Origin of the sequence: Microbacterium sp. NPDC089698 (assembly GCF_044749045.1) — a bacterium.
Classification (GTDB): Bacteria; Actinomycetota; Actinomycetes; order Actinomycetales; family Microbacteriaceae; genus Microbacterium.
Genome location: NZ_JBIVHE010000001.1, coordinates 1,087,640 through 1,112,368, shown reverse-complemented (window position 1 = coordinate 1,112,368; position 24,729 = coordinate 1,087,640). Strand labels below are relative to the sequence as shown.

Annotated in this window: 19 protein-coding genes; 14 read left to right on the top strand and 5 right to left on the bottom strand. The window is 72.2% G+C overall.

The window, feature by feature from the left end; translation table 11 throughout:
• Nucleotides 1-36 precede the first annotated feature (36 nt).
• From mfd to ACIPY5_RS05195, 5 genes are all read left to right on the top strand, one after another.
• A complete protein-coding gene (gene mfd / locus ACIPY5_RS05215; protein WP_400967495.1) occupies nucleotides 37-3,624 on the top strand; it encodes a transcription-repair coupling factor in 3,588 nt (1,195 codons plus the stop codon).
• The gene (locus ACIPY5_RS05210; RefSeq protein ID WP_309357088.1) at nucleotides 3,621-4,181 is read left to right on the top strand and encodes an NUDIX hydrolase; all 561 of its coding nucleotides are present in this window, start codon (nucleotides 3,621-3,623) and stop codon (nucleotides 4,179-4,181) included. The genes mfd and ACIPY5_RS05210 overlap by 4 nt, the downstream gene beginning before the upstream one ends.
• A gap of 59 nt (nucleotides 4,182-4,240) precedes the next feature.
• Entirely contained in the window at nucleotides 4,241-4,837 is a 597-nt protein-coding gene (locus ACIPY5_RS05205) for a gamma carbonic anhydrase family protein (RefSeq protein ID WP_400967491.1), read from the top strand.
• A gap of 34 nt (nucleotides 4,838-4,871) precedes the next feature.
• The gene (locus tag ACIPY5_RS05200) at nucleotides 4,872-7,871 is read left to right on the top strand and encodes an aminotransferase (RefSeq protein WP_400967488.1); all 3,000 of its coding nucleotides are present in this window, start codon (nucleotides 4,872-4,874) and stop codon (nucleotides 7,869-7,871) included.
• A gap of 206 nt (nucleotides 7,872-8,077) precedes the next feature.
• Nucleotides 8,078-9,550, top strand: a complete 1,473-nt coding sequence (locus ACIPY5_RS05195; protein WP_400967485.1) for an APC family permease — start codon at nucleotides 8,078-8,080, stop codon at nucleotides 9,548-9,550.
• A 63-nt stretch (nucleotides 9,551-9,613) separates the two neighbouring features.
• On the opposite strand, the gene gdhA is transcribed toward ACIPY5_RS05195, so the two are convergent.
• Nucleotides 9,614-10,951 carry an NADP-specific glutamate dehydrogenase gene (gdhA, locus tag ACIPY5_RS05190; RefSeq protein ID WP_400968481.1) on the bottom strand — a complete coding sequence of 446 codons (1,338 nt, stop codon included), beginning with the start codon at nucleotides 10,949-10,951 and terminating at the stop codon, nucleotides 9,614-9,616.
• Nucleotides 10,952-11,128: 177 nt separating this feature from the next.
• On the bottom strand, nucleotides 11,129-13,723 hold the full coding sequence (locus ACIPY5_RS05185) for a phosphoenolpyruvate carboxylase (RefSeq protein WP_400968478.1): 2,595 nt from the start codon (nucleotides 13,721-13,723) through the stop codon (nucleotides 11,129-11,131).
• A 288-nt stretch (nucleotides 13,724-14,011) separates the two neighbouring features.
• On the opposite strand from ACIPY5_RS05185, the gene ACIPY5_RS05180 reads away from it, so the two are divergent.
• The 4 genes from ACIPY5_RS05180 to ACIPY5_RS05165 all read left to right on the top strand — a co-directional run bounded on the left by ACIPY5_RS05180 (nucleotide 14,012) and on the right by ACIPY5_RS05165 (nucleotide 18,209).
• Nucleotides 14,012-15,220, top strand: coding sequence for a Na+/H+ antiporter NhaA (locus ACIPY5_RS05180; protein WP_400967482.1), 1,209 nt, complete (start codon nucleotides 14,012-14,014; stop codon nucleotides 15,218-15,220).
• Nucleotides 15,210-15,941 (top strand): MazG family protein, encoded by a 732-nt coding sequence (locus tag ACIPY5_RS05175; RefSeq protein WP_400967479.1) that lies wholly within the window; start codon nucleotides 15,210-15,212, stop codon nucleotides 15,939-15,941. The genes ACIPY5_RS05180 and ACIPY5_RS05175 overlap by 11 nt, the downstream gene beginning before the upstream one ends.
• Nucleotides 15,942-16,007: 66 nt before the next feature.
• The gene (locus ACIPY5_RS05170) at nucleotides 16,008-17,276 is read left to right on the top strand and encodes a histidine--tRNA ligase (RefSeq protein WP_400968476.1); all 1,269 of its coding nucleotides are present in this window, start codon (nucleotides 16,008-16,010) and stop codon (nucleotides 17,274-17,276) included.
• 78 nt (nucleotides 17,277-17,354) lie between these two features.
• Entirely contained in the window at nucleotides 17,355-18,209 is an 855-nt protein-coding gene (locus tag ACIPY5_RS05165) for an SGNH/GDSL hydrolase family protein (protein ID WP_400967477.1), read from the top strand.
• On the opposite strand, the gene ACIPY5_RS05160 is transcribed toward ACIPY5_RS05165, so the two are convergent.
• Complete coding sequence (locus tag ACIPY5_RS05160) at nucleotides 18,190-18,711, bottom strand: VOC family protein (RefSeq protein ID WP_400967475.1); 522 nt, start codon at nucleotides 18,709-18,711, stop codon at nucleotides 18,190-18,192. The two genes, ACIPY5_RS05165 and ACIPY5_RS05160, sit on opposite strands and share 20 nt — an antisense overlap.
• Nucleotides 18,712-18,826: 115 nt before the next feature.
• Between ACIPY5_RS05160 and ACIPY5_RS05155 the strand changes: the two genes are divergently transcribed.
• Complete coding sequence (locus tag ACIPY5_RS05155) at nucleotides 18,827-19,615, top strand: helix-turn-helix domain-containing protein (protein ID WP_400967472.1); 789 nt, start codon at nucleotides 18,827-18,829, stop codon at nucleotides 19,613-19,615.
• On the opposite strand, the gene ACIPY5_RS05150 is transcribed toward ACIPY5_RS05155, so the two are convergent.
• Both ACIPY5_RS05150 and ACIPY5_RS05145 read right to left on the bottom strand, forming a co-directional pair.
• Nucleotides 19,569-20,819 (bottom strand): APC family permease, encoded by a 1,251-nt coding sequence (locus ACIPY5_RS05150; protein WP_400967469.1) that lies wholly within the window; start codon nucleotides 20,817-20,819, stop codon nucleotides 19,569-19,571. The genes ACIPY5_RS05155 and ACIPY5_RS05150 overlap by 47 nt on opposite strands.
• A gap of 69 nt (nucleotides 20,820-20,888) precedes the next feature.
• On the bottom strand, nucleotides 20,889-21,359 hold the full coding sequence (locus ACIPY5_RS05145) for a DUF4442 domain-containing protein (RefSeq protein ID WP_400967466.1): 471 nt from the start codon (nucleotides 21,357-21,359) through the stop codon (nucleotides 20,889-20,891).
• A 101-nt stretch (nucleotides 21,360-21,460) separates the two neighbouring features.
• On the opposite strand from ACIPY5_RS05145, the gene ACIPY5_RS05140 reads away from it, so the two are divergent.
• The 4 genes from ACIPY5_RS05140 to ACIPY5_RS05125 are packed head-to-tail and all read left to right on the top strand — an operon-like array spanning nucleotide 21,461 to nucleotide 24,692.
• Complete coding sequence (locus tag ACIPY5_RS05140) at nucleotides 21,461-21,808, top strand: GntR family transcriptional regulator (protein WP_400967463.1); 348 nt, start codon at nucleotides 21,461-21,463, stop codon at nucleotides 21,806-21,808.
• Nucleotides 21,809-21,821: 13 nt separating this feature from the next.
• Nucleotides 21,822-22,895, top strand: a complete 1,074-nt coding sequence (locus ACIPY5_RS05135) for a DUF1648 domain-containing protein (protein ID WP_400967460.1) — start codon at nucleotides 21,822-21,824, stop codon at nucleotides 22,893-22,895.
• Nucleotides 22,892-23,992 carry a lysostaphin resistance A-like protein gene (locus tag ACIPY5_RS05130; RefSeq protein ID WP_400967458.1) on the top strand — a complete coding sequence of 367 codons (1,101 nt, stop codon included), beginning with the start codon at nucleotides 22,892-22,894 and terminating at the stop codon, nucleotides 23,990-23,992. The genes ACIPY5_RS05135 and ACIPY5_RS05130 overlap by 4 nt, the downstream gene beginning before the upstream one ends.
• Before the next feature lie 31 nt (nucleotides 23,993-24,023).
• Entirely contained in the window at nucleotides 24,024-24,692 is a 669-nt protein-coding gene (locus tag ACIPY5_RS05125) for an O-methyltransferase (RefSeq protein ID WP_400967455.1), read from the top strand.
• The last annotated feature ends 37 nt before the right edge of the window (nucleotides 24,693-24,729 follow it).

Genomic DNA, 24,729 nt, shown 5'->3' with positions numbered 1-24,729 from the left:
AGGCGTCGTGTCGGCGGCGGCGCATAGACTCTTCCGGTGACTGTGCAGGGGATCATCCGCGCTCTGGAAGAGGAGGCGTCCGGATTCAGGGACGCCCTGAGCTGGGCGCAGACCGACGCCGACCTGCTGGCGAGCGCCGGGATGGACGCGCCCATGCTCGCGGGGCTCCTCGAGCGTCGGTCCGCGGCGGGGAAGCCCGCGGCGCTGCTCGTGGTCGCACCGACCGGACGGCGGGCCGAGTCGCTCGCCGCCGCGCTCGGCTCCTACCGCCCCGACGCCGAGATCCTGTCCTTCCCCGCGTGGGAGACGCTCCCGCACGAGCGGCTCAGCCCGAGCCCTGACACCGTCGGGCGGCGCCTCGAGGTGCTGCGCCGGATGCGGATCTGGTCGGGGGAGCGGCCGCTCGTCGTCGTCGCCTCGGTGCGGGCAGCCCTGCAGCCCGTCGCCGCGGGGCTCGGCGACGTCGAACCGCTCGAGCTCACGGTCGGAGGTCGCGGGTACGACCTCGACACGGTGGCGGCGTCCCTCGTCGAACGCGCCTACTCGCGGGTCGACATGGTCTCCCGCCGCGGCGAGTTCGCCGTGCGCGGCGGCATCCTCGACGTGTTCCCGCCCACCGCGGAGCACCCCTCCCGGGTCGAGTTCTTCGGCGACGAGGTCGATCAGATCCGCCTCTTCTCCGTCGCGGATCAGCGCTCTCTGCCGGTCGCTCCCACCGGCGTCTCGCTCCCGGCCAGCCGAGAGCTGCTGCTGACGGCCGAGGTCCGCGAGCGCGCCGCCCAGCTCATCGATGCCTTCCCCGGGATCGCAGGGATGCTCGAGAAGATGGCGGAGGGGATCCCCGTCGAGGGCATGGAGTCGCTCCTTCCCGTCGTCGCGGGTCCCGTGGTGCCGCTGACGGACTACCTCCCCGAGAACGCCGCCGTCGCACTCGTGGATCCGGAGCGCTCCGGAGCACGCGCGGCGAGCCTCGGCGAGACGAACCGCGAGTTCCTCGACGCCGCCTGGAGCGCCGCGACCGCCGGCGCCTCGGCGCCGATCGACCTGCAGACCGGCGACTTCCTGTCTGTCGCAGAACTGTGCGCGGCCGTGCACGACCGCGGCGGTGTGTGGTGGCGGCTCAGCGCCTTCGACGCCGGCTCCGACGATGCCGCGTTCGACCAGGGCGCCGACGGCGTGAGCGCCGCACCCATCCCGTCCTTCCACGGCAACGTCGACGGAGCGATCGAGTTCACCGCCGGCCGCGTCGCCGACGGGTGGCGGGTCGTGCTGGTCGCCTCGGGACCCGGCCTCGTCGATCGGGCCCGCGACGTGCTCGCCGACCGTGGGGTCGCGGCCCGCGTGGTCGACGGGCTGCCCGGCATCCCCGACGCCGGCGTCGCGACGCTCGTCACGGGCGCGATCGAATCGGGCTTCCAGGTCTCGAGCGCGAAGATCGCGGTCCTGACCGAGAACGAGTTCTACGGACGCACGATCGGCGGCGACACCCGCGTCGTGAAGAAGCTCGCCTCGCGGCGCAAGAACGTCGTCGACCCGATGCAGCTCAAGGCAGGCGACTTCGTCGTGCATCAGACGCACGGCATCGCGCGCTTCGTCGAGATGACCCAGCGCGAGGTGTCCTCGGGCGGGCGGAACGCCGTGAAGACGACCCGCGACTACCTCGTGCTCGAGTACGCGCCGTCCAAGCGCGGCTACCCGGGCGACAAGCTCTACGTGCCCACCGACCAGCTCGACCTGCTCTCGAAGTACGTCGGCGGCGAGGCGCCGACGTTGTCCAAGATGGGCGGCAGCGACTGGGCCGCCGCGAAGGGCAAGGCCCGCAAAGCCGTGCGCGACATCGCGGTCGAGCTCGTGAAGCTGTACTCGGCGCGGATGGCGGCCAAGGGCTACTCGTTCGGCAAGGACACGCCCTGGCAGCGTGAGCTGGAGGAGGCGTTCCCGTTCGCGGAGACCCCCGACCAGCTGCAGACCATCGACGAGATCAAGGCCGACATGGAGCGGCCCATCCCGATGGACCGGCTGCTGTCGGGCGACGTCGGCTTCGGCAAGACCGAGGTCGCGGTGCGCGCCGCGTTCAAGGCGATCCAGGACGGCAAGCAGGTCGCCATGCTCGTGCCGACGACGCTGCTCGTCAAGCAGCACCTCGAGACGTTCACCGAGCGCTTCGCGGGCTTCCCGGTCAAGGTGCGCCCGCTCTCGCGCTTCCAGACCGACAAGGAGGCGCGCCTCACGCTCGACGGCCTGCTGGAGGGATCCGTCGACATGGTGATCGGAACGCACCGGATCCTCACCGACCAGGTGATGTTCAAGGATCTGGGTCTCATGATCATCGACGAGGAGCAGCGCTTCGGCGTCGAGCACAAGGACGCGCTCAAGAAGATGAAGACCAACGTCGACATCCTCGCCATGAGCGCGACCCCGATCCCGCGCACGCTGGAGATGGCGGTCACCGGCATCCGCGAGATGTCGACGCTGCAGACCCCGCCCGAAGACAGGCATCCGATCCTCTCGTTCGTGGGACCGAAGAGCGACAAGCAGGTCGCGGCGGCGATCCGGCGCGAGATCCTCCGCGAAGGCCAGGTCTTCTACGTGCACAACCGCGTGCAGTCGATCCAGCGCATCGCGAGCGAGCTCGCCGAGCTCGTGCCGGAGGCGCGGATCGCCGTCGCGCACGGCCAGATGGGCGAGCACCAGCTGGAGCAGGTCGTCGACGACTTCTGGGAGCGCAAGTTCGACGTGCTGGTCTCGACGACCATCATCGAGACAGGCCTGGACATCTCGAACGCCAACACGATCATCATCGACCGCGCCGACCGCTACGGCCTGAGCCAGCTGCATCAGCTGCGCGGACGCGTGGGCCGCGGCCGGGAGCGCGCGTACGCGTACTTCCTGTACGACGACATGAAGCCGCTGAGCGAGACCGCGGCCGACCGACTGCAGACGATCGCGGTGAACAACGACCTCGGATCCGGCATGCAGGTCGCGCTCAAGGACCTCGAGCTCCGCGGCGCCGGCAACCTGCTGGGCGCGGAGCAGGCCGGCCACATCGCGGGCGTCGGCTTCGACCTGTACCTGCGCATGATCGGTGAGGCCGTCGCGACCTTCCGCGGCGAGGAGACCGAGACCGGCGCCGAGCTGCGCCTGGAGCTGCCGGTGGACGCGCGGATCCCCGATTCGTACATCGACAGCGAGCGGCTGCGACTGGAGGCCTATCAGAAGCTGTCCAGCGCGGCCACGGCGACCGCGGCGGACGATGCGATCGACCATGTGGTCGAGGAGCTTGCGGACCGGTACGGCGCGCCGCCGGCCGAGGTCGAGGGGCTCGTCGCGATCGCCCGGCTGCGGCGCCGCGCCGCGCGTGCGGGCCTCACCGACGTGGTGGCGATGGGGTCGAACCTCCGAGTCGCTCCCGCTCGTCTCGAGGACTCGATGAAGGTGCGCGTGCAGCGCCTGTACCCCCAGGCCAAGCTCGTCGGCGGAGGAGAGGCGCTCGTCGTGCCGATGCCCGGTGCAGACCGGGTCGACCCGGTCGAGTGGACCGGGCAGTTGCTGACCGCGCTGTTCCCCGAGCCCGCCCCGGCGGAGCCGGTCGGCGCCTCCGCATCCACGGGTGCTGCAGGATGAGCCTCGACGAGCCGCGCTGGCGCTGGGTGTCCACGCGCGAGGTGCACCGCGGACGCGTGCGGATCGACGCCGACGAGGTCGAGCTCCCCGGCGGCGCACGCGCGGTCTACGAGGTCGATCGCAGCGCGCCCTACGCGGTCGCCGTGCTCGTGGTGCTCGGCGCCGAGGTCGTCCTGGCGCGGCAGTACCGCTACCCGATCGATCGCTGGATCCTCGACCTGCCCGGTGGCGCCGGCGAGTCAGGCGAGGCTCCGGCGGATGCCGCCCGGCGCGAGCTGGAGGAGGAGCTGGGGCTCGTCGCCGACGAGCTGACGCCCCTGCACGTCTTCGCGATGAACCCAGGACGCAGCGTCGGGAAGACCCACCTGTTCCTCGCCACGGCGGTGCGGCGCGGGCATGCCGCGACCGGCGACCCGGCGGAGCAGGTGCGGAGCGTGCGCATGCCGCTCGCCGAACTCGACAGCCTCATCGCGGAGGGCGAGATCCTGGATCCGGCCCTGATCGTGGCGCGCACGATGGCCGCGGCGAAGGGTCTGCTGCCGCCCGTCGGGATCTGAGCGCTGCGGCGTCGCCGATTCGGAGACGCCCGGGTGGCGGCGACGGCTACGCTCATCACATGATCTACGAGCACCTCGGGGCTCGGCCCCGAATCCACGACACCGCGGTCGTGGCGCCGTCCGCCGTGATCTCCGGCGACGTCACCATCGGGGAGAACTGCCAGGTGCTGCACGGCGCCGTGATCACGGCCGAGGGCGGACCGATCACGCTCGGCGAGCACGTCATCGTGATGGAGAACGCGCTCATCCGCGCCACCGCGGCGAACCCCGTGCACATCGGCGACCACGTGCTGGTGGGGCCGATGGCGAGCATCTCGGGCGCGACGATCGCGGAGGAGGTCTTCCTCGCCACGGGCACGCGGATCTTCAACGGCGCCGTGATCGGGGAGCGCAGCGAGGTGCGCATCAACGCCGTCGTGCATCTGCGCACGACCCTGCCGCCCGAGACCGTCGTGCCGATCGGCTGGGTCGCGGTCGGCGACCCCGTGCGCATCCTCTCGCCCGAGCGGCACGAGGAGATCTGGGCCGCGCAGCACGAGCTGGACTTCCCCGGCTACGTCTTCGGCGTGGACCGCTCGACGCCCGACCTCATGGTCCAGCTCACCGAGCGCTACGCGCGCTCCCTCGCGCGCCACGTCGACGACCACGCGCTCTGACCCGATCCCCTCCTCTCGAAACGAAGGAATCGCCGTGCAAGAACAGACCGGGGGACTCGTGCGCCCCGATGTCACCGCCTCCGACGCCGTCCTCATCGCCCAGGAGCTCTGGGGCATCGCCGTCACCGCCTCCGAACTGGGCAGCAACCAGGACCGCAACTTCCTGCTGACCGAGCCCGGCGGAGCCCGCAGCGTGCTCCGGATCGACAACCCCGCCTTCCCGGACAGCGCGAGGGACGCCCAGCACGCCGCGCTCGACGCCTACCGCAGCGCCGGCGTGCCGGTGCCGGCAGCGCTTCCCGGCGGCGACGGCGCGCTCACCCAGCGCTGGCGCGGCTTCGCGGTGCGGCGCAGCGCGTTCGCCGAAGGAGAGGCGATGGTCGACGCCGGCTATTTCGCGCCGGTCGTGCTGCGGGAGTTCGGATCCCTCGCCGCCGCCTCCGTGAACGCGCTCGCCGCGCTGGAGCACCCGGGACTCGACCGTCCGCAGATGTGGGACATGCGCGTGGCTGCCGACGAGGCGAGGAACCTGCTGCCCTCGATCGCGGACCCGGTGCTGCGCGACCGGGTGGCTCCCGTGATCGCGGAGGCGGAGCGGCTCCTGGGGGGTGTCGCCGCCGAACTCCCGGTGCAGCCGATCCACGGCGACCTCACCGACGACAACGTCATGGGCGTGCGCGGCGCGGACTCCCGGCTGCACCCGCGCACCGTGCTCGACCTCGGCGATCTCGCGCTGGGCTGGCGCGTGGCCGAGCTCGCCGTGTGCGCGTCGTCGATGCTGCACCATGAGCCGGAGCGCCCGCTGCGCGTTCTCGAGACGATCGCCGCCTTCCACGCCGAGGCTCCCTTGAGCGAGGCCGAGGCCAGGGCGGTCTGGCCGCTCATCGCGCTGCGTGCGGCGCTGCTCGTCGCCAGCGGCTGGCGGCAGCTGGAGATCGACGGCGACAACGAGTACGCGAGAGAGCGGATCGCGGGGGAGCAGGCGATCTTCGACGCCGCGACCGCCGTGCCGCTCGCCGAGGCGGTCGAACAGGTGCTCGCGGCACTCGGCTTCCCGTCCTCCGCCGCGCAGGCCCCCGCGCCGCAGGCCTCCGTCGCGCAGGCCTCCGACGGGCAGGGCATCGCTCCGCTCGCGCCGCTCCTGCCCGAGCTCGCGGGCGAGGTCGTCGTCCTGGATCCCGGCACGGAGTCCGAGGCGCTCGCCTCGGGCGCGTGGCTCGCCGCCGATGCCGAGGACGCGCTGATCCGCGCCGCCCTCGTCACGGGTGCCATGGCCGCCGTCATGCCCTACGGCGTGTACCGGCTCACGCGCACCACGATCGACACGGCGCACGCGGCCGCGACCTGGCCGATCGGCACGGCGATCCACCTGCCCGCCGGGCCGGCCGCGGCGGTCGCGTCCCCGGTCTCCGGCACGATCCTCGCGTGGGCGGACGGCACGCTCCGCATCGTGTCGGCGGACGGCCGGCGGTGCGAGATCCGCGGCGTGCGTCCGTCGCGGCCGGACGGCGGCGAGGTGGCGCAGGGCGAACTCATCGGGCAGGTGCCGGAGAGCACGGGACGGCGCACCCTCGTCGTCACCGTCCTCGCGGGGGGTGCGGAGGCGCCCGCGGGCGCGGCGGACGATGCACCCCTCGTGGAGCCCGACCGTGTCCCGGCGTGGCGACGGCTCTCGTCGGATCCCGCGGCGATCCTCGGCCTTCCCTCGAGGAGCCAGTCCGACGAGGCGGCCGACGAGCTCACGCGGCGATCGCGCATCTTCGCGAGCGCGCAGGAGCGCTACTACGAGCGCCCTCCGCAGATCGAACGCGGCTGGCGGCACCACCTCGTGGACATCACGGGTCGTGCGTACGTCGACATGGTCAACAACGTGACGGGGCTCGGGCACGGGCATCCGGGCGTCGCCGACGCGGTCGACAGGCAGATCCGGATCCTGAACACGAACTCCCGGTTCCTGTACCGGGAACTCGCGGAGTACAGCGAACGTCTCCTCGCGCTGCTCCCCGAAGATCCCTCCGGCGGGCGCGGCGAGCCCCTGGACACGGTGCTGCTCGTGAACAGCGGATCCGAGGCGGTCGATCTCGCGCTCCGGCTCGCGCAGGCCGCGACGGGGCGGAAGACCGTCGTCTCGCTCCGCGAGGCCTATCACGGCTGGACCATGGCGAGCGATGCGGTCACCACGAGCGCCTACGACAACCCCGACGCCCTGGCCACCCGGCCGGAGTGGGTGCACGTGGCCGACGTGCCCAACCGCTTCCGCGGCACCTACCGCGGCGAGGGGACGGGAACGCGCTACGCGGCCGACCTGGGCGCCGACCTCGACCGTCTCTCCGCCGAGGACCGTCCGGTCGCCGCGTTCATCTGCGAATCGGTGCTCGGCAACGCCGGCGGCGTGATGCTGCCGGACGGATACCTCGCCGAGGCCTATGCGCGGGTGCGCGCCGCCGGCGGACTCTGCATCGCCGACGAGGTGCAGGTCGGCTTCGGGCGGATGGGATCCTCGTTCTGGGGCTTCGAGCAGTCTGGAGTCCTGCCGGACATCATCACGATCGCCAAGCCGATGGGCAACGGATACCCGATCGGCGGGGTGATCACCTCGAAGCGCGTGGCCGACGCGCTCGCCGCGCAGGGGCAGTTCTTCTCGTCCGCGGGCGGCAACCCGCTCAGCTGCCGGGTGGGCCTCGCCGTGCTCGACGCGATGGCCGAGGAGGGTCTGCAGGAGAACGCCCGCATCGTGGGGGCGCGTCTCGCCGGGGGCTTCCGCGCGCTCGCCGCGCGCCATGCGCTGATCGGACCCGTGCACGGCGAGGGTCTGTATCTGGGCGTCGAGCTCGTCCGCGACCGGGAGAGCATGGAGCCCGCCGCGGCGGAGGCGGCCGCGATCTGCGAACGCCTCCGCGAGCTGGGCGTGATCGTGCAGACCACTTCGGAGCGCTCCAACGTCCTGAAGATCAAGCCCCCGCTGTGCCTCACGGCCCGGAGCGCGGACGTGGTCGTCGCGGCGGTGGACCGGGTGCTCACCGAGGGCTGGTGAGCCGCGGCCGCGTGTCGTGGCCGCGGCTGCGAAAACCAGCGCGGAATTCCGGATCCGGTACGGATTCCCTCGTGAGAATCCGCGGTCGCGATGGATCCTCTGCACCGGCATAATGTTCTCCAATCGATTGCGCAGTGCTGCGCAGCGCACGCCCGCCCGGTACCCGAACGCCTCCGGCGGGCGTCCGCAGATCCAAAGGAGGATGCATGTCGATGAAGACGAAGCCGCTCGCCCAGGGTGGCGGCACGCTCAAGCGGAACCTCGGACTGTGGGCCATCGTCGGCCTCGGGCTCGGATACATGACCCCGACCGTGGTGTTCGACACCTTCGGCATGGTCGGACGCGACACCGCGAACGTCGTTCCTGCGGCCTACCTGGTCGCCCTCGTCGTGATGGTGTTCACCGCGATCAGCTACGGCAAGATCGCGAGCGCGATCCCGAGCGCGGGATCCGCCTACACCTACGTCCGCGAGTCGATCCACCCGAACCTCGGCTTCATGGTCGGCTGGACGTCGCTCATCGACTACGTGCTGCTCCCGATGGTGAACTGCCTCATCATCCGCAGTTACCTCGAGGCGCTGTTCCCCGACATCCCCGGCTGGATCTGGGTGGTCCTCTACTGCGTGCTGGTGACGGCGATCATCTACCTGACCATGCGGGGCACCTCGAACGCGAACATGGTGCTGCTCGTGTTCTCGATCATCGTGATGGCGGTGTTCGTGGTGATGGTCATCGCGCAGCTCGCCCAGGGCCATGGCGCCGGCACGGTCGCCTCGATCGCCCCCTTCCTGCATGACGGCGTGACCATGGGCGCGGTGCTCATGGGGGCCACGATCGTGTGCTTCTCGTTCATCGGCTTCGACGCGGTCACGATGTACGCCGAGGAGGCCAAGGGCCCGAAGATCATGCCCCGGGCGATCCTGCTCACGGTGATCCTGGGAGGTGCGATCTTCCTCGTCGCGGCCTACTTCACGCAGCTGCGGTTCCCGGACTGGAACGAGTTCGCCCCCGGCGGCGACATGCAGTACGTCGAGGACTCGACGCTGCCGATCATCGGCCATCTCGTCGGCGGGGATGTGCTGCGCGCGGTCCTCACCGCCGCCGGCTTCTGCGCCACTCTCGCCTCGGGCCTCGCCTCGCACGCCTCCGTCTCGCGCATGCTGCTGGTGATGGGTCGCAACAACGTGCTGCCCCGCCGGGTCTTCGGCTACATCAACCCGCGCACGCACACGCCGACCTTCAACATCGTCCTCGTCGGCGCGATCTGCCTGCTCGCGATCCCGTTCTCCCTCGAGCTCATCGCGGCCTGGATCAACTTCGGCGCCTTGATCGCGTTCACCTTCGTGAACGTGTCGGTGATCGCCTGGTTCGCGGTGCGCAAGGGGCTGCGCCGCACGCCGCGGGACGTCTTCCGCTACATCGTGATGCCGGCGATCGGCATGCTGCTCACGGGCCTGCTCTGGGCCAACCTGCATCAGGACGCGCTCATCGGCGGAACGGTCTGGGCGGTCCTCGGTGTGATCTACCTGCTCGTGCTGACGCGCGGCTTCCGTCGCAAGGTCGCCTCCTTCGACGAGAACGAGACGGTCACCGGCTTCAACAAGCTCCCCGTGCCGTCACCGCAGCAGCCGCTCGACGACGACCTCGACGACGAGCTGGATCCGACCGGGGCGCGGTAGCCCCGGAACGACGAAGCGCCGGTTCCGCAGGGGACCGGCGCTTCGTCGTTCGGACGGTGCGGCTCAGATCACGCCCTGCGCGAGCATCGCGTGCGCGACGCGCTCGAAGCCCGCGATGTTCGCACCCGCGACGTAGTCGCCCGGAACGCCGTAGCGCTCCGCGGCGTCGAACGCGGCGTGGTGGATGTCGGCCATGATGTCGCGCAGCTTCTGCTCGCTGTCATCGAAGCCCCAGCGCTGCCGCGCCGCGTTCTGGCTCATCTCCAGTGCGGAGGTCGCCACGCCGCCGGCGTTCGCGGCCTTGCCCGGCGCGAACAGCACGTCGGCGTCCTGGAAGGCGACGACGGCCTCGGGGGTGCTCGGCATGTTGGCGCCCTCGGAGACGGCACGCACGCCGTTCGCGATCAGGGCGGCGGCGCTCGCGCCGTCCAGTTCGTTCTGCGTGGCGGAGGGCACCGCGATGTCCACGGGCACCTCCCAGACGGATCCGCCCTCCACGAAGCGGGCACCGGGGCGGCGCTTCGCGTACTCGACGATGCGGCCGCGCTCGACCTCCTTGATCTGGCGCAGCAGCTCCACGTCGATGCCGGCGTCGTCGACGACGTAGCCGGACGAGTCGGAGGCCGTGACGGCCTTCGCGCCCAGCTGCGCGGCCTTCTGGATCGCGTAGATCGCGACGTTGCCGGATCCGGAGACCCCCACCCGCTTCCCGTCGAGGGACTCGCCGTGCACCGCGAGCATCTCCTCCGCGAAGAACACCGCGCCGTAGCCGGTGGCCTCCGTGCGCACCTGCGCACCGCCCCAGCCGATGCCCTTGCCCGTGAACATGCCGGACTCGTGCCGGTTGGTGATCTTGCGGTACTGGCCGAACAGGTAGCCGATCTCGCGGCCGCCTACGCCGATGTCTCCCGCGGGGACGTCGGTGTGCTCGCCGAGGTGGCGGTAGAGCTCGTTCATGAACGACTGGCAGAAGCGCATGATCTCGGCGTCGCTGCGGCCGTGCGGGTCGAAGTTCGAGCCGCCCTTGCCGCCGCCGATGCCCTGGCCGGTGAGCGCGTTCTTGAAGATCTGCTCGAAGCCGAGGAACTTGATGATCGAGATGTTCACCGAGGGGTGGAAGCGCAGGCCGCCCTTGTACGGGCCGAGCACGGAGGAGTACTGCACCCGGTAGCCGCGGTTGACCTGCAGCTTGCCGTTGTCGTCGACCCACGGCACCCGGAAGATCACCTGGCGCTCCGGCTCGACGAGGCGCTCCAGCACCCCCGCGTCGACGAACTCGGGGTGACGCTCCAGCACGGGGCCGATCGAGTGCAGGACCTCGTGCACGGCCTGGTGGAACTCGGGCTCGTTCGGGTTCAGGGCGCGGACGCCGTCGAAGACGGGCTGGGCGAGCGCGGACAGCGGATGGAAGTCGACAAGGGTGGTTTCAGTCACGCGGGGGATGCTTTCTGACGAAGTGACAAGGGCGAGCGCTGTCGATCGTGTCGGGCGCGACGAGCCGGATGCGGCGGAGTTCTCACTCTAACCGCACCTCGGCCGCGCCCCGCGCCGTGCGACGGCGTCGGTGAGAAGGGCAGATCAGCCCGTGTTCTGCAGGCCGGCGGCCACTCCGCTGACGGAGAGCAGCAGCAGGCGCTGCAGCTCGGGATCCGGCGCCGGCGCGGACTCGTCGGCGTCGCGGAGGCCGCGCAGCGCCCGCAGCTGGAGCAGCGAGAGCGCGTCCACGTAGGGGCTCCGCATCGCGACCGCGCGCTGCAGGATCGGCTTGTTCTCCAGCAGGCGCTCGCCTCCGGTGAGGCGGATCACCCAGGAGCGGGTGAGCTCCATCTCCTCGAGCACGAGCCCGGCGAGGTCGTCGCGATCGCCGAGGCCGAGGTAGCGGCGGGCGATGCGCGGATCCGTCTTCGCGAGGCTCATCGCCACGTTGTCGACCATCGTGCGCAGCAGCGGCCACTCCCGGTACGCCGTGCGCAGCAGCTCCTCATCGCCGACCGCCTCGAGCGCGGTGCCGAGGCCGAACCAGCCGGCGAGGTTGATCCTGGCCTGGGTCCACGCGAACACCCACGGGATCGCCCGCAGGTCCTCGAGGGACTCGACCGAGAGCCCGCGACGTGCGGGGCGGGAGCCGAGGGCGAGAAGCCCGACCTCCTCCATCGGCGTGACGGTCGCGAACCAGGGGGCGAAGCCGTCCGCCTTCACGAGCGAGAAGAAACGATCGCGGGAGGCGCGGTCCATGGTCGCGGCGACCTCGGCGAACCGTTCGGCCGCGGCGCTGTTGCGCTGCTCGACCCCGGGGGAGGAGGCGAGCAGGGTCGCCGCCGTCACCTGGTCGATGTGCCGCATCGCGATCGCGGGTTCGCCGTAGCGCGCGAAGATGACCTCGCCCTGCTCGGTGAGTTTGAACCGGCCGTCGACGGAGTGCGGCGGCTGGGCGAGGATGGCCGAGTTCGCCGGCCCGCCGCCGCGCCCGAGGGCGCCGCCGCGGCCGTGGAAGAGGGTGAGCTCGATGTCCTCGCGCTGCGCCCAGGCCGCGATCTCGGCCTGCGCCTCATAGAGCGCGAGGTTCGCGGCGACGGGGCCGACGTCCTTCGAGGAGTCCGAGTAGCCGAGCATGACCTCGAGGCGGCGACCGGTCGCGGCGAGTCGCGCCGCGAAGGCCGGGTGGGTGACGATCTCGGCGAGGATCCCCGGGGCGGCCTGCAGGTCGGCGAAGGTCTCGAACAGCGGCACGACGTCGAGCACGGGGCCGTCCTCGCCGCACGCGTGCTGCGCGAGGCGGTGCACGTTGGCGAGGTCCTGGGCGGACTGCGTGAACGAGACGACGTAGCGTCCCGCCGCGCGCGGGCCGTAGGTGCGCTGGATCTCCCGGACGGTGCGGAAGACCGCGAGCACCTCCTCGGTCTCGGCGCTGAGGGATCCGGATCCGCTCGCCGCCGCATCCAGCTCCGCGAGCGCGCGGGCGTGCACCTGCGAGTGCTGGCGCACTTCGAGCTCGGCGAGATGGAAGCCGTAGGTCTGCACCTGCCAGATGAGGTGCTGCACCCCGCCGAACGCGTGCCGGTGCGCGCCGGCGGCCTCGAGCGACGACTGCACGGTGCGGAGGTCTTCGAGCAGCTGCTCCGGATCCGCGTATCCGCCGTCGTCGCCACGGCGGGTGACCCCGACGCGGTGCGCGAGCAGCAGCAGGATCCGCCGGTGCGGCTCCGAGGGGGAGCGGGTGGCGACCTCGTGGGCGACGCCGGGGTGGGCGGCCTGCAGTGCGTCCCACAGCGCGGTCGCCTCCGCGGAGGGCGGCGTGCCCTCGGCGTCGAGGGTCAGCGTGCGTCCGATCCGCTCCAGGGCGCGCTCGAGTCCGCGCAGCACGTGGTCGGCGGCGATCGCCGCGGCCTCGCGGGTGACGGCGGCGGTCACGAACGGGTTGCCGTCGCGGTCTCCGCCGACCCAGGTGCCGACGCGCACGAAGGCGGGAACGATCGGCGCGGAGGATCCGGACTCCTCGCCGCGCAGGACGTCGTCGATGCGGCGGTAGACGTGCGGCACGGTCGTGAACAGCGTCTCGTCGAAGACGCTCATGACGGTGCGCACCTCGTCGGTCGGCGCGGGCTTCTGCGCGCGCAGCGGTGCGGTGCGCCAGAGGGTGTCGACCTCCTCCAGCATGCGCCGGCGGGCGCGGTGCGCCTCCGGTCCGCCCTCGGCCGCGGCGTCGTGCGCGCTCAGCAGCTCGGCGAGGCGGCGGATGCTGGAGGACACCGCCCGGCGGCGGGCCTCGGTCGGATGCGCCGTGAACACGGGGTGGAACCGCAGCGCGCCCAGCCGCCGGCGGGCCTCGTCCTCGCCGACCTCGGCGCTCAGCTGCGCGAAGGCGCCGGCGACCGTGTCGGTGGACGTCGGGTCGTCGCCGCGCTCGCGGAGGACGCGCACGCGCTGGTGCTCCTCGGCGAGGTTCACGAGGTGGAAGTAGGCGGTGAAGGCCCTGGCCACCTCGTCGGCGCGCTGCACCGAGAACTCCTCGGCGATGCGGGTCGCGCGGTCGAAGGCCTCGGCCGACTCGTCGGTGTAGGCCTCGATCGTGGCCTGGCGGAGGCGCTCGACGTCGTCGAACAGGTCGTCGCCGCCGGATTCGCGCAGGACCTGGCCGAGCAGCGCGCCGAGCATGCGCACGTCCGCGCGCATCGCCTCGGGCAGCTCGCGCCCTGCCTCGAACCGGCCGACGATGCGGATGGCTTCGGTATGGGTTGTGTCGGGGGTCACGGTTCGAGCGTAAACCGACCCGGCGCGCCCGCCGACCGCGTGACGCTCCGCTCCCGCCCGCCCCGTGACCGGCCGGCCCCGGCCCCCGCGCGTCCCATGACCGCGAGACTCCAACTGGGCGACGAGACTGCGCTCCTGAGCCGCAGTCTCGTCGCCCAGTTGGAGTCTCGCGGAAGTAGGGGGCGCGATACGGTGGAGGGGATGAGTCGGATGAGTCGCCTACTGAGATCACCGCAATTCCCCGCGATCCTGCTGCTGGCGACCGCGGGGCTGGGGCTGCTCCTCGCGAACCTGCCCACGCACGATGCGATCGCAGGCCTCCTCGGCGCTCACCTCGGGATCCCCGGTACGGCGCTCGACCTCTCGGTCTCGCACTGGGTGTCGGACGGCGTGCTCGCGATCTTCTTCTTCGTCGTGGCGCTCGAACTCCAGTACGAGCTCACGCGCGGCGAGCTGAACAGCGTGCGCGTCGCGATCCAGCCCGCGATCGCCGCTGCGGGCGGCATCCTCGTGCCGATCGCCCTCTACCTCTGGATCGCCGGATCCGACCCGAGCGCCACCGGCTGGCCGATCCCGACCGCGACCGACATCGCCTTCGCGCTCGGCGTGCTCGCCGTCTTCGGGCGCGGTCTGCCCTCGGCGGTGCGCGCCTTCCTGCTGGCGCTCGCGATCCTCGACGACATCGTCGGGATCGTGTTCATCGCCGTGCTGTTCGCGCACGGGCTGAACCTGCTGCTGCTCGGACTCGGCGTGCTCGCGGTCATCGTCTTCGCCGTGCTCAGCCGACGTCTGCGCGGGCCCGCCACCCCGGTCGTCGCCGTGCTGATGGTGATCGTCGGCGTCGTCGCCTGGGGGCTTTTCGCCGCCTCCGGCGTGCACGCCACGATCGCGGGCGTGATGCTGGGCCTGGTGATGGCACCCAGGGCGGCGGATCCGACCCGTCATGCGCTGGAGCCCTGGGTCAACGGCCTGGTGCTGCCGCTGTTCGCCTTCGTGGCGGCGTTCGTCGTCATCCCGCAGGTGCCGCTGGACGAGCTGTCGCCGGCGTTCTTCGCGATCCTCGTGGCGCTGCCGGTCGGCAAGCTGATCGGCATCGGGGCGTTCGGCGCCCTCGCGCAGCTGATCCGTCCGCGGGGCGCGCCTCCGGCGATCCGGTTCCCCGACGTACTCGCGGCCGGCGCTCTGGGCGGCATCGGGTTCACGGTCTCGCTGCTGCTGGCCAACCTGGCGTTCGCCGGGGACGCGGCCGTGAAGGATCAGGCGATCCTCGCGGTCCTGCTCGGTTCGGTGATCGCCCTGATCGTGGCGGCCGCGCTGGTCTCCTGGCGGGCGAAGGTGCACCGCGCCCTCGGTGACGCGGAGGACGACGAGCCCGCCGACGAGTCGGCTGAGGAGGAGGCGTACGGGGATGAGCGCTGATCAGGAGCCGGATCCCGGGTTGGATCCGCTCCGCGCCGCGGCGGAGGTCATGCGCCAGGTGCGGGAGCGCTGCGTGTGGTCGCAGGCGATGACGCACCGCGAGCTCGTGCCCTATCTCGTCGAGGAATCGGCCGAGCTCATCGATGCCGTCGAGCGGGACGACCGCGCAGAGCTGCGTGAGGAGCTCGGCGATCTGCTCTGGCAGGTGCTGTTCCACGCGGCGATCGCGGCGCAGGATCCGGAGGATCCGTTCGACATCGACGACGTCGCGCGCACGCTCACCGAGAAGATGACCCGGCGCCACCCGCACGTGTTCGGCGATGCGATCGCGCGCACGCCCGAGGAGGTGCTCGTGCACTGGAACGCCGCGAAGGCGGCGGAGAAGCGCGAGCGGCGCAGCGTGCTGGACGGCATCCCGCCCGGCATGCCGGCGCTCGCCCGAGCGCAGAAGATCCTGGGCCGCGCCGCGAAGGCGGGCGTCGAGGTCTCGGAGGATCCGGCCGTCGAGGCCGGCGAGGAGGCGCCGCCGGCGATCGTCGGTCCTACCCCCGCGCCCGCCACCGAGCCCGTCCCGCTCACCGAGGCGGAGCTCGGCGATCAGCTGCTCGCCCTCGTCGTCGCGGCGCGCACCCACGGCTGGGACGCCGAGCGCGCGCTGCGCGAGCGCATCCGGATCCTCGAGGACGAGGTCCGGGCCGCGGAGGGATCAGAGCCGGCCTGACGGGAGGGAAGCACCCGACGGACCTGGAAGAATGGATCCGTGGCAACGGTCAATCCTCCGCGCGGGATGCGCGACTTCCTCCCCGCCGACAAGGCGCGTCGCGAGCGCGTGCTCTCCGTCATCCGCGAGCGCTACCGCGCGCACGGCTTCGACGAGATCGAGACGCCCGTCGTCGAGGAGTACGACCGGCTGCACGCGGGGATCGGCGGGGACAACGAGAAGCTGTCCTTCAACATCCTGCGCCGCGGGCTCGACGCGGACGGCATCCGCGAGGCTGCGGAGGATCCCGCCGCGCTCAGCGACCTGGGCCTGCGCTACGACCTCACCGTCCCGCTCGCGCGCTTCTACGCGACCAACCGCGGACAGCTGCCCGGGGTGTTCCGCTCGATCCAGATCGGACCGGTCTGGCGTGCCGAGCGCCCGCAGAAGGGCCGCTACCGCCAGTTCGTGCAGTGCGACATCGACATCATCGGCGACGACTCGGCGCGCGCCGAGGCCGAGCTCATCGTCGCCTCGCTCGACACGATCGACGCGCTCGGTCTCACCGGCGGCACGGTGCGCGTGAACGACCGCCGCGCGCTGGACTGGATGCTCGACTCGTTCGGCTTCGCCGAGGACGAGCGGCCCGGGGTGCTCATCACGATCGACAAGCTCGACAAGATCGGCGCGGACGGCATCGTCGCCGAGCTGCGCGAGCGCGGGGCCACGGCCGCCGCGGTCGACGCCTTCGCGGCCTTCCTGCGCCGTCCGCAGACCCTCGAGTACAACCCCTACGGCGAGCGGCAGATCCGCAAGGCGCTTCCCGAGAACGCCCCCGAGGACCTCGTCGCGCACCTCGTCGGTCTCGGCGAAGCCGTCGCGGCGGCCCGCCCCGCCGCCGAGGGCATCGACCCCATCCCGCTGCAGTTCGACCCGTTCCTGGTGCGCGGCATGGGCTACTACACGGGCACGATCATGGAGCTCGCGCACCCTTCGGTGGCGTACTCGCTCGGCGGCGGCGGACGCTACGACGGCATGATCGGGCGCTTCCTCGGACAGCAGGTGCCGGCCGTCGGCTTCTCGATCGGCTTCGAGCGGATCGTGGACCTGCTGGAGTCCGCCGATGACGCCGCGGGGCAGGCGGTGGTGCTCGTGCACGACGGCGACGTGCCCGTCTCCGAGCTCGTCGCGCACAAGGCCGCGCTCATCGCGGGCGGCGCCAGAGTGCGCCTCGAGCGCCGCACGAAGAACCTCAAGGCGCTGCTCGAGCGCGCCGCGGCCGACGGCTACACGGCGTTCGCGGGCGTGCGCGCGGGCGACGCCTCCGACGCGCTCGAGGTCAAGCCTCTCTCCTGAGCTCCGGATCCCGACCGCGGCGCCGAAACGTCCACGGCCGGTCATACGCCGTTCATGTCGATGCGGTCTGATCGGCGTATGGACGCTGCTGATCGCCGTCGGGCCGGATCCCGAGGCGTCCCGGTCGGGCTTCTCGGAGCCGCCGGGCTCGCGATCGCCGGATCCGCCGTCGCGGTGCCTTTGGCGCTGCGGCGTCAGGCGCGCATCGCCCGGCGCCGCATCGGCAAGCCGCTGGGGGAGGACGCGATCGACGCCGACCGCGTGTGGCGGCGGCGCCTGGCCGGGGAGCCGATCGAACTGCTCCTGCTCGGCGACTCGCTCGCGGCCGGCCTCGGTGCCGAGCGGCGCAAGGACACGCTGGGCGGACGGCTCGCGAAGGGCGTCGCCCGGCGGACCCGACGACCGGTGCGGCTGCGGACCGTCGCGATCGTCGGATCCGAGTCGCCGGATCTGGACGCCCAGCTTGCATCGCTCGAGACGGACTACCTGCCGCACGTCGCGGTGATCGTCGTGGGCGGCAACGACGTGACCCACCGGATCCCCGTCTCCCTGTCGGTGCAGCACCTGGAGGATGCGATCGGCTGGCTGCACGCGCTCGGCGCCGGTGTCGTGGTCGGCACCTGTCCCGACCTCGGAGCGCTGCGGGCGGTACCGCAGCCGCTGCGCTCGATCGCCTCGCGGATGTCGCGGCGGCTGGCGGCGGCGCAGGCCCAGGCCGCGATCGAGCACGGAGCCACCGCGGTCGACCTGCGCCGCGCCGTGGGGCCGATGTTCTTCGACGAGCCGGAGGAGATGTTCAGCCTCGACCGGTTCCACCCGAGCGCCCTCGGCTACCGCCGCACCGCGGAGGCGCTGCTGCCCGCGGTGACGGCGGCGGCCCAGGAGGCCGCGGCGAGCGTGGCCGGCGAGGCGCTCAGCTCTCCGATGCGGTGAAGGACGCGGCCCATTCGGCGATGCGGGCCGCGCTCTCGGACTCCGAGAGGTCTTCGACCCGCGTCATGATCGACCAGCGCACGCCGAACGGGTCCCGGATGCTCGCGAAGCGGTCGCCGGAGACGAACGTCGACGGCGCCTCGCGGATCGTGGCGCCCGCGGCGACGGCGCGCTCGACGACCGTGTCGACATCGGGCACGTAGAGTCCCATCGAGTAGCAGTCCGCGTCGCCGCCGGGGGCCGCGATGAGCCCGTACTCCGGATTGGGGTCGCCGAGCTGCAGGATCCCGAGCCCGAAGTCGAGGTCGGCGTGCGCGACCACGCCGCCGAACTCGGTGATCTCGACGACGCGGGCGCCGAAGATCTCGCGGTAGAACTCGATCGCGGACCGGGAGTCGGGGATGGCCAGGAACGGGGTGAGGGAGGTCGCCGCGTTCGGGCGGCCGTTCGTCGTGTACGCGCCGGTGACGCCGGTGGTCGTCGTGGAGGTGTCTTCGCTCATGACCCCGACATTAGGCCGAGGTCGGGGTGCGGCTCTTGGAGATTCGCGCCACCTTCCTCCGGCCCGCGGCCGGCGGCGTCGAGCCGATGTCGGCGACGCCTTCTACGCTCGAGGAATGGTCGATCCGACGCGAGGCGTGCTGTATCCGGCGCGCCTGCCGCAGTTCCACCGGCTCCCGCCGCCCGCCGACGCCGCCGAGCTCGTGGAGTGGTGCTGGATCCCGGAATGGGACATCGAACCCGGTCGCTCCTCGCGGCAGGACCTGGTGTCGTTCCCCGCGCTGAACCTCGTGGTCGAGGAAGGGGGCGCCGTGCTGTCGGGTGCGACGACGCGCGCCAGTGCACGGGAGCTGACGGGCAGGGGGTGGGCGGTCGGTGCGCTGCTGCGCCCGGCCGCGGTGGCCGTGCTGACCGAGACCCCCTCGGCGCTGCTCGACCGGGTCGAGGACTTCCCCGCGCCGGGGCTCCCCGAGGCGGTCGCGCACGCGATGTCCTCGGGCGAGGGGCATCGGGAGCGCGCCGTGGCGGTGCTGTGCGCCTGGCTGCGCGAGCGCGTCGGCGAGGTCACGGCGCCCGGGCGGCATGCGAACGCGATGGCCGAGCTGCTCATGTCGGATCCCGCGGTCCGCACGCCCGAGCAGGCGGCGGCCCGTCTCGCGGTCTCGGTGCGCACCCTGCAGCGCATGGCGCACCGTCACGTCGGGCTGTCTCCCGCCGCCATGATCCGCAGGCGCCGCCTGCAGGAGGCGGCGGAGCGGATCCGTTCGGATCCCGGCACGGATCTCGCGACCGTCGCCGCCGACCTCGGCTACGCGGACCAGGCGCACCTCGCGAACGACTTCCGTGCGGTGCTCGGCTTCACGCCCTCGGCGTATCGCGCCGTCTCCGGTCCCCGCGGAGCCTGATCGCGCGGAGGGCGACGCCGACGAGCACGACGGCCGTCCCGATCAGCACCGAGGGCAGCGGCAGGGAGACGGCCAGTGCGACGCAGCCGAGGGCGCCGAGCACCTGCAGCGCCTTCGGGTACCGGCGCGCGGACCCGCCCTGCCGGAGCGCCGCGGCGTTCGCGACGAAGTAGTAGAGCAGGACGCCGAAGGAGGAGAACCCGATCGCTCCCCGCAGGTCGGCGACGAGCACGACCGCCACGACGACGGCCCCCGCGGCCAGCTGCGCGCTTCGAGGGACGCTGTGCCGCGGATCGACCGCGGCGAGGAACCGGGGGAGGTCGCGCTCCCTCGCCATCGCCAGGGAGGTCCGCCCGATCCCGGACAGCAGGGCGAGCAGCGCCCCGGTCGCGGCGGTCGCGGCCGCGACCCGCACCGCGGGCCCCGCGGCCGTCCAGCCGGCGGCCGAGACGACGTCGGCGAGGGGAGCGGACGAACTCGCCGCGGCGCCGCCGAGCGTCAGGACGACCGCGCCGCCGACGAGCACGTAGACGACGAGCGCGGCGGCGAGCGCGATGCCGATCGCCCGGGGGATGGCGCGCGAGGGATCCCGCACCTCCTCGCCCATGGTCGCGATGCGCGCGTACCCCGCGAAGGCGAAGAACAGCAGGCCCGCCGCTTGGAGGACGCCGTACGGGGATCCGGGCGGGAGCGGCGAGGGGGCGGCGTGCGGGAGTGCGGACCCGGCTGCCGCGAGGACCAGGATCAGCCCGAGCAGCGTCACGGCGACGAGCACCTGGGTGACGCGGGCCGTGCGCGTCACCCCGACGCAGGTGACGGCGGTGAGGGCGGCGACCGCGAGGACCGCGACCGGCTTCTGCCATCCGGCCGGGGCGACATAGGCCGCGACGGTCATCGCCATGGCGGCGCCGCTCGCGAGCTTGCCGATCACGAAGCACCAGCCGGCGATGAAGCCCCACCACGGTCCGAGTTCGGCGCGTCCGTAGGCATAGGTGCCGCCGGAGACCGGATGCGCGGCCGCGAGCTGCGCGGAGGAGGTGGCGTTGCAGAACGCCACGACGCCTGCCAGAACCAGCGCGATCAGGAGGCCGGATCCGGCGGCGCCCAGGGCGGGACCCCAGACGGTGAAGACCCCCGCGCCGATCATGGATCCGAGGCCGATCGCGACGGCATCGGCGAGCGTCAGACGGCGCGCAAGAGGCATGCTCTCATCATCGCGGACGATCCGGCCCCGACCGGCCCCGCGTCGAGGCGGATCCGCTCCGTCCGGGGGTCAGGCCTTCGCCGCGGTGACGCGCTTCTTCTCCCGCACGTACACCTCGCGGCGCACGCGCGCGACGACCTCGCCCGAGCGGTCGGTGATCTCCGTCTCGAACCACTCGAGCACCTTCGCGCCGCCGATGGCGCGCATTCGGATGTCGGCGACCCGTTCCGCGGGCACGTGGAAGCGCGCGGTGAGCACGCCGCGGCCCGGCGTGAGGAATTCGATCTCGCCGCGGGTGTCCCACACGACGTAGTCGCGACCCAGCTGGTGCATGACGAGCATGAAGAAGTACGGGTCCGTCATCGCCTGCATGGATCCGCCGAACGCGGTCTTGACGTAGTTGCGCGTGAAGACGTTCACGTGCAGCTCGACCACGGCCCGCGTCCAGTCGGCGCTGAACCCGCGCACCCTGATGCCGCTGAACAGGTTCGGGATCCACAGGCTCATGCCGACGGCCAGCCGGCGGGGAGTGATGCGCATGCGGCCAGTCTTCCCGGTGCGCGCCCTCCGCGATGAATCGACTGGATCCCTTCCACAATTGATCTAGTTGACCTAGAATAAATAGACAGGAGGTGAGCCCGATGCTGATCCGTATCGACGCCGACAGCGCACAGCCGCTGTTCGCGCAGATCGCGGCCTCGGTGCGGGCGGAGGTGCTCGCGGGGCGCTTGCGCCCGGGCGACCGCCTCCCCGCCGCCCGCGAGCTGTCCGACGCCATCGAGGTCAACGTGCACACGGTGCTGCGGGCGTATCAGGAGCTGCGCGACGAGGGACTCCTGGATCTGCGCCGAGGGCGCGGCGCCGTGCTCTCGGCCTCCGCCGCGCCCCTCGCGGACCTCGCAGAGGACATCGGGGCGCTCGTCCGTCGTGGTGCGGCGCTCGGCGTCAGCCCCGCGACCCTCGCCGCGCTGATCGCCGCCCAGGAATGAGGAGGATCCCATCATGAACGCACGTTCCGCTCCTGCTGCGCAGGACCTGACCGCGATCCCGGCCCGTGATCTGCGCCGGGCCCGGCTGATCGCCCTGACCCTCGGCGCCGTGGTGCCGCTCGTGCTCTCCGCCGTCGTGCTCGCCCTGGTCCTCGCCTGGCTGCCGGAGCTGCCCTCGCCCGCCGCGACGCACTGGGGGCCCTCGGGCGTCGACGGCTTCGGACCCCCCGCCACGTTCATCTGGCTGTCGATCCTGCTCGGCTTCGTGCTGCCCGCGGCGCTCACGATCACGACGGTCGTCGGGGTGCGCGACCACTGGGGCGGCGGCGCGAGGCTCATCGTCGGGATGGCCCTCGGGATCTCCGGTCTCAGCGCGGTGATCAATCTGGGCGCCGTCGGCACGCAGCGGGGGATCGCCGATGCCAAGCAGGCGGAGGACCTCGGCGGTCTCATGCTGCTGGGGTTCGGCGCCTTCGTGGTGCTGATCGGGATCGGCTGGCTGCTGCAGCCGCACATCCGTCCCGCACCGGCTGCGCCGCTGCAGCCCGCCCATGTCGCCGCGATCACGAACGGCGAGCGGGTGGTCTGGCTGGCGACCGCGTCGCTGTCCCGCCGCGCCATGATCCTCATCTCGCTGCTCGTGGTGGTCGTGGTCGGGATCACCGCGTTCATGGCGATCCGGTTCACCGACCGGATGTGGGTGCCGGTGCTCACCCTGGTGCTCATCGGGGGCGCGTTCGCGTCCTCCGCGTCGTTCCGGGTGCGCGTCGGTCCCGACGGGCTCTCGGTGCGATCCCAGATCGGCTTCCCCCGCGTGCACGTCCCCCTCGACGAGGTCGTCTCGGTGCGTGCCGTGGAGTGCAACCCGTTCGGCGAGTTCGGCGGCTTCGGCTGGCGACTCGGCCTCGACGGGCGCACCGGCATCGTGCTCCGCCGCGGCCCGGCGATCGAGGTCGAGCGCCGGGACAAGCGCCCGCTGGTCATCACGGTCGACGGAGCGGCGGTCGGCGCGGGCGTTCTGCAGGCCTACCTCGACCGCGGAGCGGCCGCAGGCGCGGGCGATGAGAGCGATCGGAGCGGGCGATGAGCGAGGAGATCGGCGGGACGACGGGAGTCGAGAGGGACGGGGAGCAGCCGTTGCAGGGTGCGCCGGTGCGCATCGGGCTCGGCGCCATCATCCTCTACGTCGTGCTGGCCTGCGGGCTCGCCTGGCTGGTGGCGCTGCCGCTGTGGCTCGGCGACGGGCTGCGGGAGCCGTACGCCCTCCCGCTCATGACCGTCATGATGTACATGCCGGCCGTCGCGGTCGTGCTCGTGCTGCTCGTGCTCCGGCCGATCCCGAAGGGCCGGCGGCTGCGGTTCCTGGGCCTCTGGCCCCTGCGCCCCGTGAAGCGCGTCGTGTGGCTCATGGTGATCGGACTGCTCGTCCCTCCGCTGCTGGTCGCGCTCTCCACCGCGATCGCCGCCCTGTGCGGCTGGCTCACGGTCGACCTCACCGGCTTCTCCGGGTTCGCCGCGCTGATCGCGGCGAGGGTTCCGGCCGGCACCCCGCTCCCGCCGACGGGCGTGCTGATCGCGGCACAGGCGGCGAGCATCCCGGTCGCCGCGTCGACGGTCAACGCGCTCGCCGCGTTCGGTGAGGAGCTCGGCTGGCGCGGGTTCCTCGTGCCGGCGCTGCGCCGCTACGGCACCTGGGCCTCCCTCCTGGTCAGCGGCGTGGTCTGGGGGCTGTGGCACGCGCCGATCATCCTGCTCGGCTACAACTTCGGGCGCACCGATCTCAGCGGGGTGCTCCTCATGACCGGGGGATGCGTCGTGTGGGGCGTACTGCTCGGGTGGCTCCGGCTGCGTTCCGGATCGATGTGGCCCGCCGTCTTCGCGCACGGAGCGCTCAACGCCTCGGCGGGGATGTACGCCTGGTTCTTCGCCGCGGGCACGCGGGTGGATCCGGCCCTCGTCCTGCCCCTGGGCGTGGCGGGCTGGATCGTCGGCGCCGCGGTGATCCTGGTGCTGATCCTCACCGGCCAGTTCCGCCGGCAGCCCGCGCTCGCGGCCGACCTGCCGCGGACGCTCCCGGCTCCGTTCCCCGCGCCACTGCCCGAGAATCCGCCGAGCGAGGGCGCGGGCACGGGAGCGGGGGCCGGTTCGTCGACGACGGCCGGATCGGAGCCGGAACGGTCTTGATCGCCGTGCCGAGAGGGGCGAAGCTGGGCGCATGGCCCAACCGAACCTCGCGAACTGGCGCGCCGCCGACGACTACCTCTCCGAGACCCTCGTCGGGCACGACCCCGCGCTCGAGGCCGCCCTGGCCGCGCAGCAGGCGGCGGGGATGCCCGCGATCGAGGTCGCGCCGGTCAGCGGGAAGCTGCTGAACCTGCTGGCCCGCATCGCGGGGGCGCGCCGGGTGCTGGAGATCGGCACCCTCGGCGGCTATTCCACGATCTGGATGGCGCGGGCGGTGGGGGACGGCGGCCGCGTCGTGACGATCGAGGCGGAGCCGGACAACGCCGCAGTCGCGCGCGCGAGCATCGACGCCGCGGGCGTGGGAGAGCGGGTCGAGATCCGTCTCGGGCGTGCGGCAGAGGTGCTGCCCGCGCTCGAGGACGACGAGCCCTTCGATCTGATCTTCATCGACGCCGACAAGGAGTCGAACACGATCTACCTGGACTGGGCCGCACGGCTCGGGCACCCCGGATCCGTCGTCGTGGTCGACAACATCGGGCGCGAGGGCGACATCGTGGATCCCGCGTCGTCCGACTCGATGGTGGTCGGCACGCGCGAGGGGCTGGAGATGCTCGGACGCGATCCCCGCTTCGATGCGACCGCGCTGCAGACCGTCGGCGTGAAGGGCTGGGACGGGGTCGCGATCGCGCTGGTGGTGTGACGCGCGCGGCGGGAGCGGAAGCGCCTTCGGCATGAGC

Coding starts and splice junctions, on each gene's coding strand:
- ACIPY5_RS05170 (WP_400968476.1), top strand. CDS start 16,008: ATGCGCGACTTCCTCCCCGCCGACAAGGCGCGTCGCGAGCGCGTGCTC.
- ACIPY5_RS05160 (WP_400967475.1), bottom strand. CDS start 18,711: ATGAGCGAAGACACCTCCACGACGACCACCGGCGTCACCGGCGCGTAC.
- ACIPY5_RS05195 (WP_400967485.1), top strand. CDS start 8,078: ATGTCGATGAAGACGAAGCCGCTCGCCCAGGGTGGCGGCACGCTCAAG.
- ACIPY5_RS05140 (WP_400967463.1), top strand. CDS start 21,461: ATGCTGATCCGTATCGACGCCGACAGCGCACAGCCGCTGTTCGCGCAG.
- ACIPY5_RS05130 (WP_400967458.1), top strand. CDS start 22,892: ATGAGCGAGGAGATCGGCGGGACGACGGGAGTCGAGAGGGACGGGGAG.
- ACIPY5_RS05175 (WP_400967479.1), top strand. CDS start 15,210: ATGAGCGCTGATCAGGAGCCGGATCCCGGGTTGGATCCGCTCCGCGCC.
- ACIPY5_RS05180 (WP_400967482.1), top strand. CDS start 14,012: ATGAGTCGCCTACTGAGATCACCGCAATTCCCCGCGATCCTGCTGCTG.
- ACIPY5_RS05145 (WP_400967466.1), bottom strand. CDS start 21,359: ATGCGCATCACTCCCCGCCGGCTGGCCGTCGGCATGAGCCTGTGGATC.
- ACIPY5_RS05125 (WP_400967455.1), top strand. CDS start 24,024: ATGGCCCAACCGAACCTCGCGAACTGGCGCGCCGCCGACGACTACCTC.
- ACIPY5_RS05210 (WP_309357088.1), top strand. CDS start 3,621: ATGAGCCTCGACGAGCCGCGCTGGCGCTGGGTGTCCACGCGCGAGGTG.
- ACIPY5_RS05205 (WP_400967491.1), top strand. CDS start 4,241: ATGATCTACGAGCACCTCGGGGCTCGGCCCCGAATCCACGACACCGCG.
- ACIPY5_RS05165 (WP_400967477.1), top strand. CDS start 17,355: ATGGACGCTGCTGATCGCCGTCGGGCCGGATCCCGAGGCGTCCCGGTC.
- ACIPY5_RS05185 (WP_400968478.1), bottom strand. CDS start 13,723: ATGCGCGCGGACGTGCGCATGCTCGGCGCGCTGCTCGGCCAGGTCCTG.
- ACIPY5_RS05135 (WP_400967460.1), top strand. CDS start 21,822: ATGAACGCACGTTCCGCTCCTGCTGCGCAGGACCTGACCGCGATCCCG.
- ACIPY5_RS05150 (WP_400967469.1), bottom strand. CDS start 20,819: ATGCCTCTTGCGCGCCGTCTGACGCTCGCCGATGCCGTCGCGATCGGC.
- ACIPY5_RS05155 (WP_400967472.1), top strand. CDS start 18,827: ATGGTCGATCCGACGCGAGGCGTGCTGTATCCGGCGCGCCTGCCGCAG.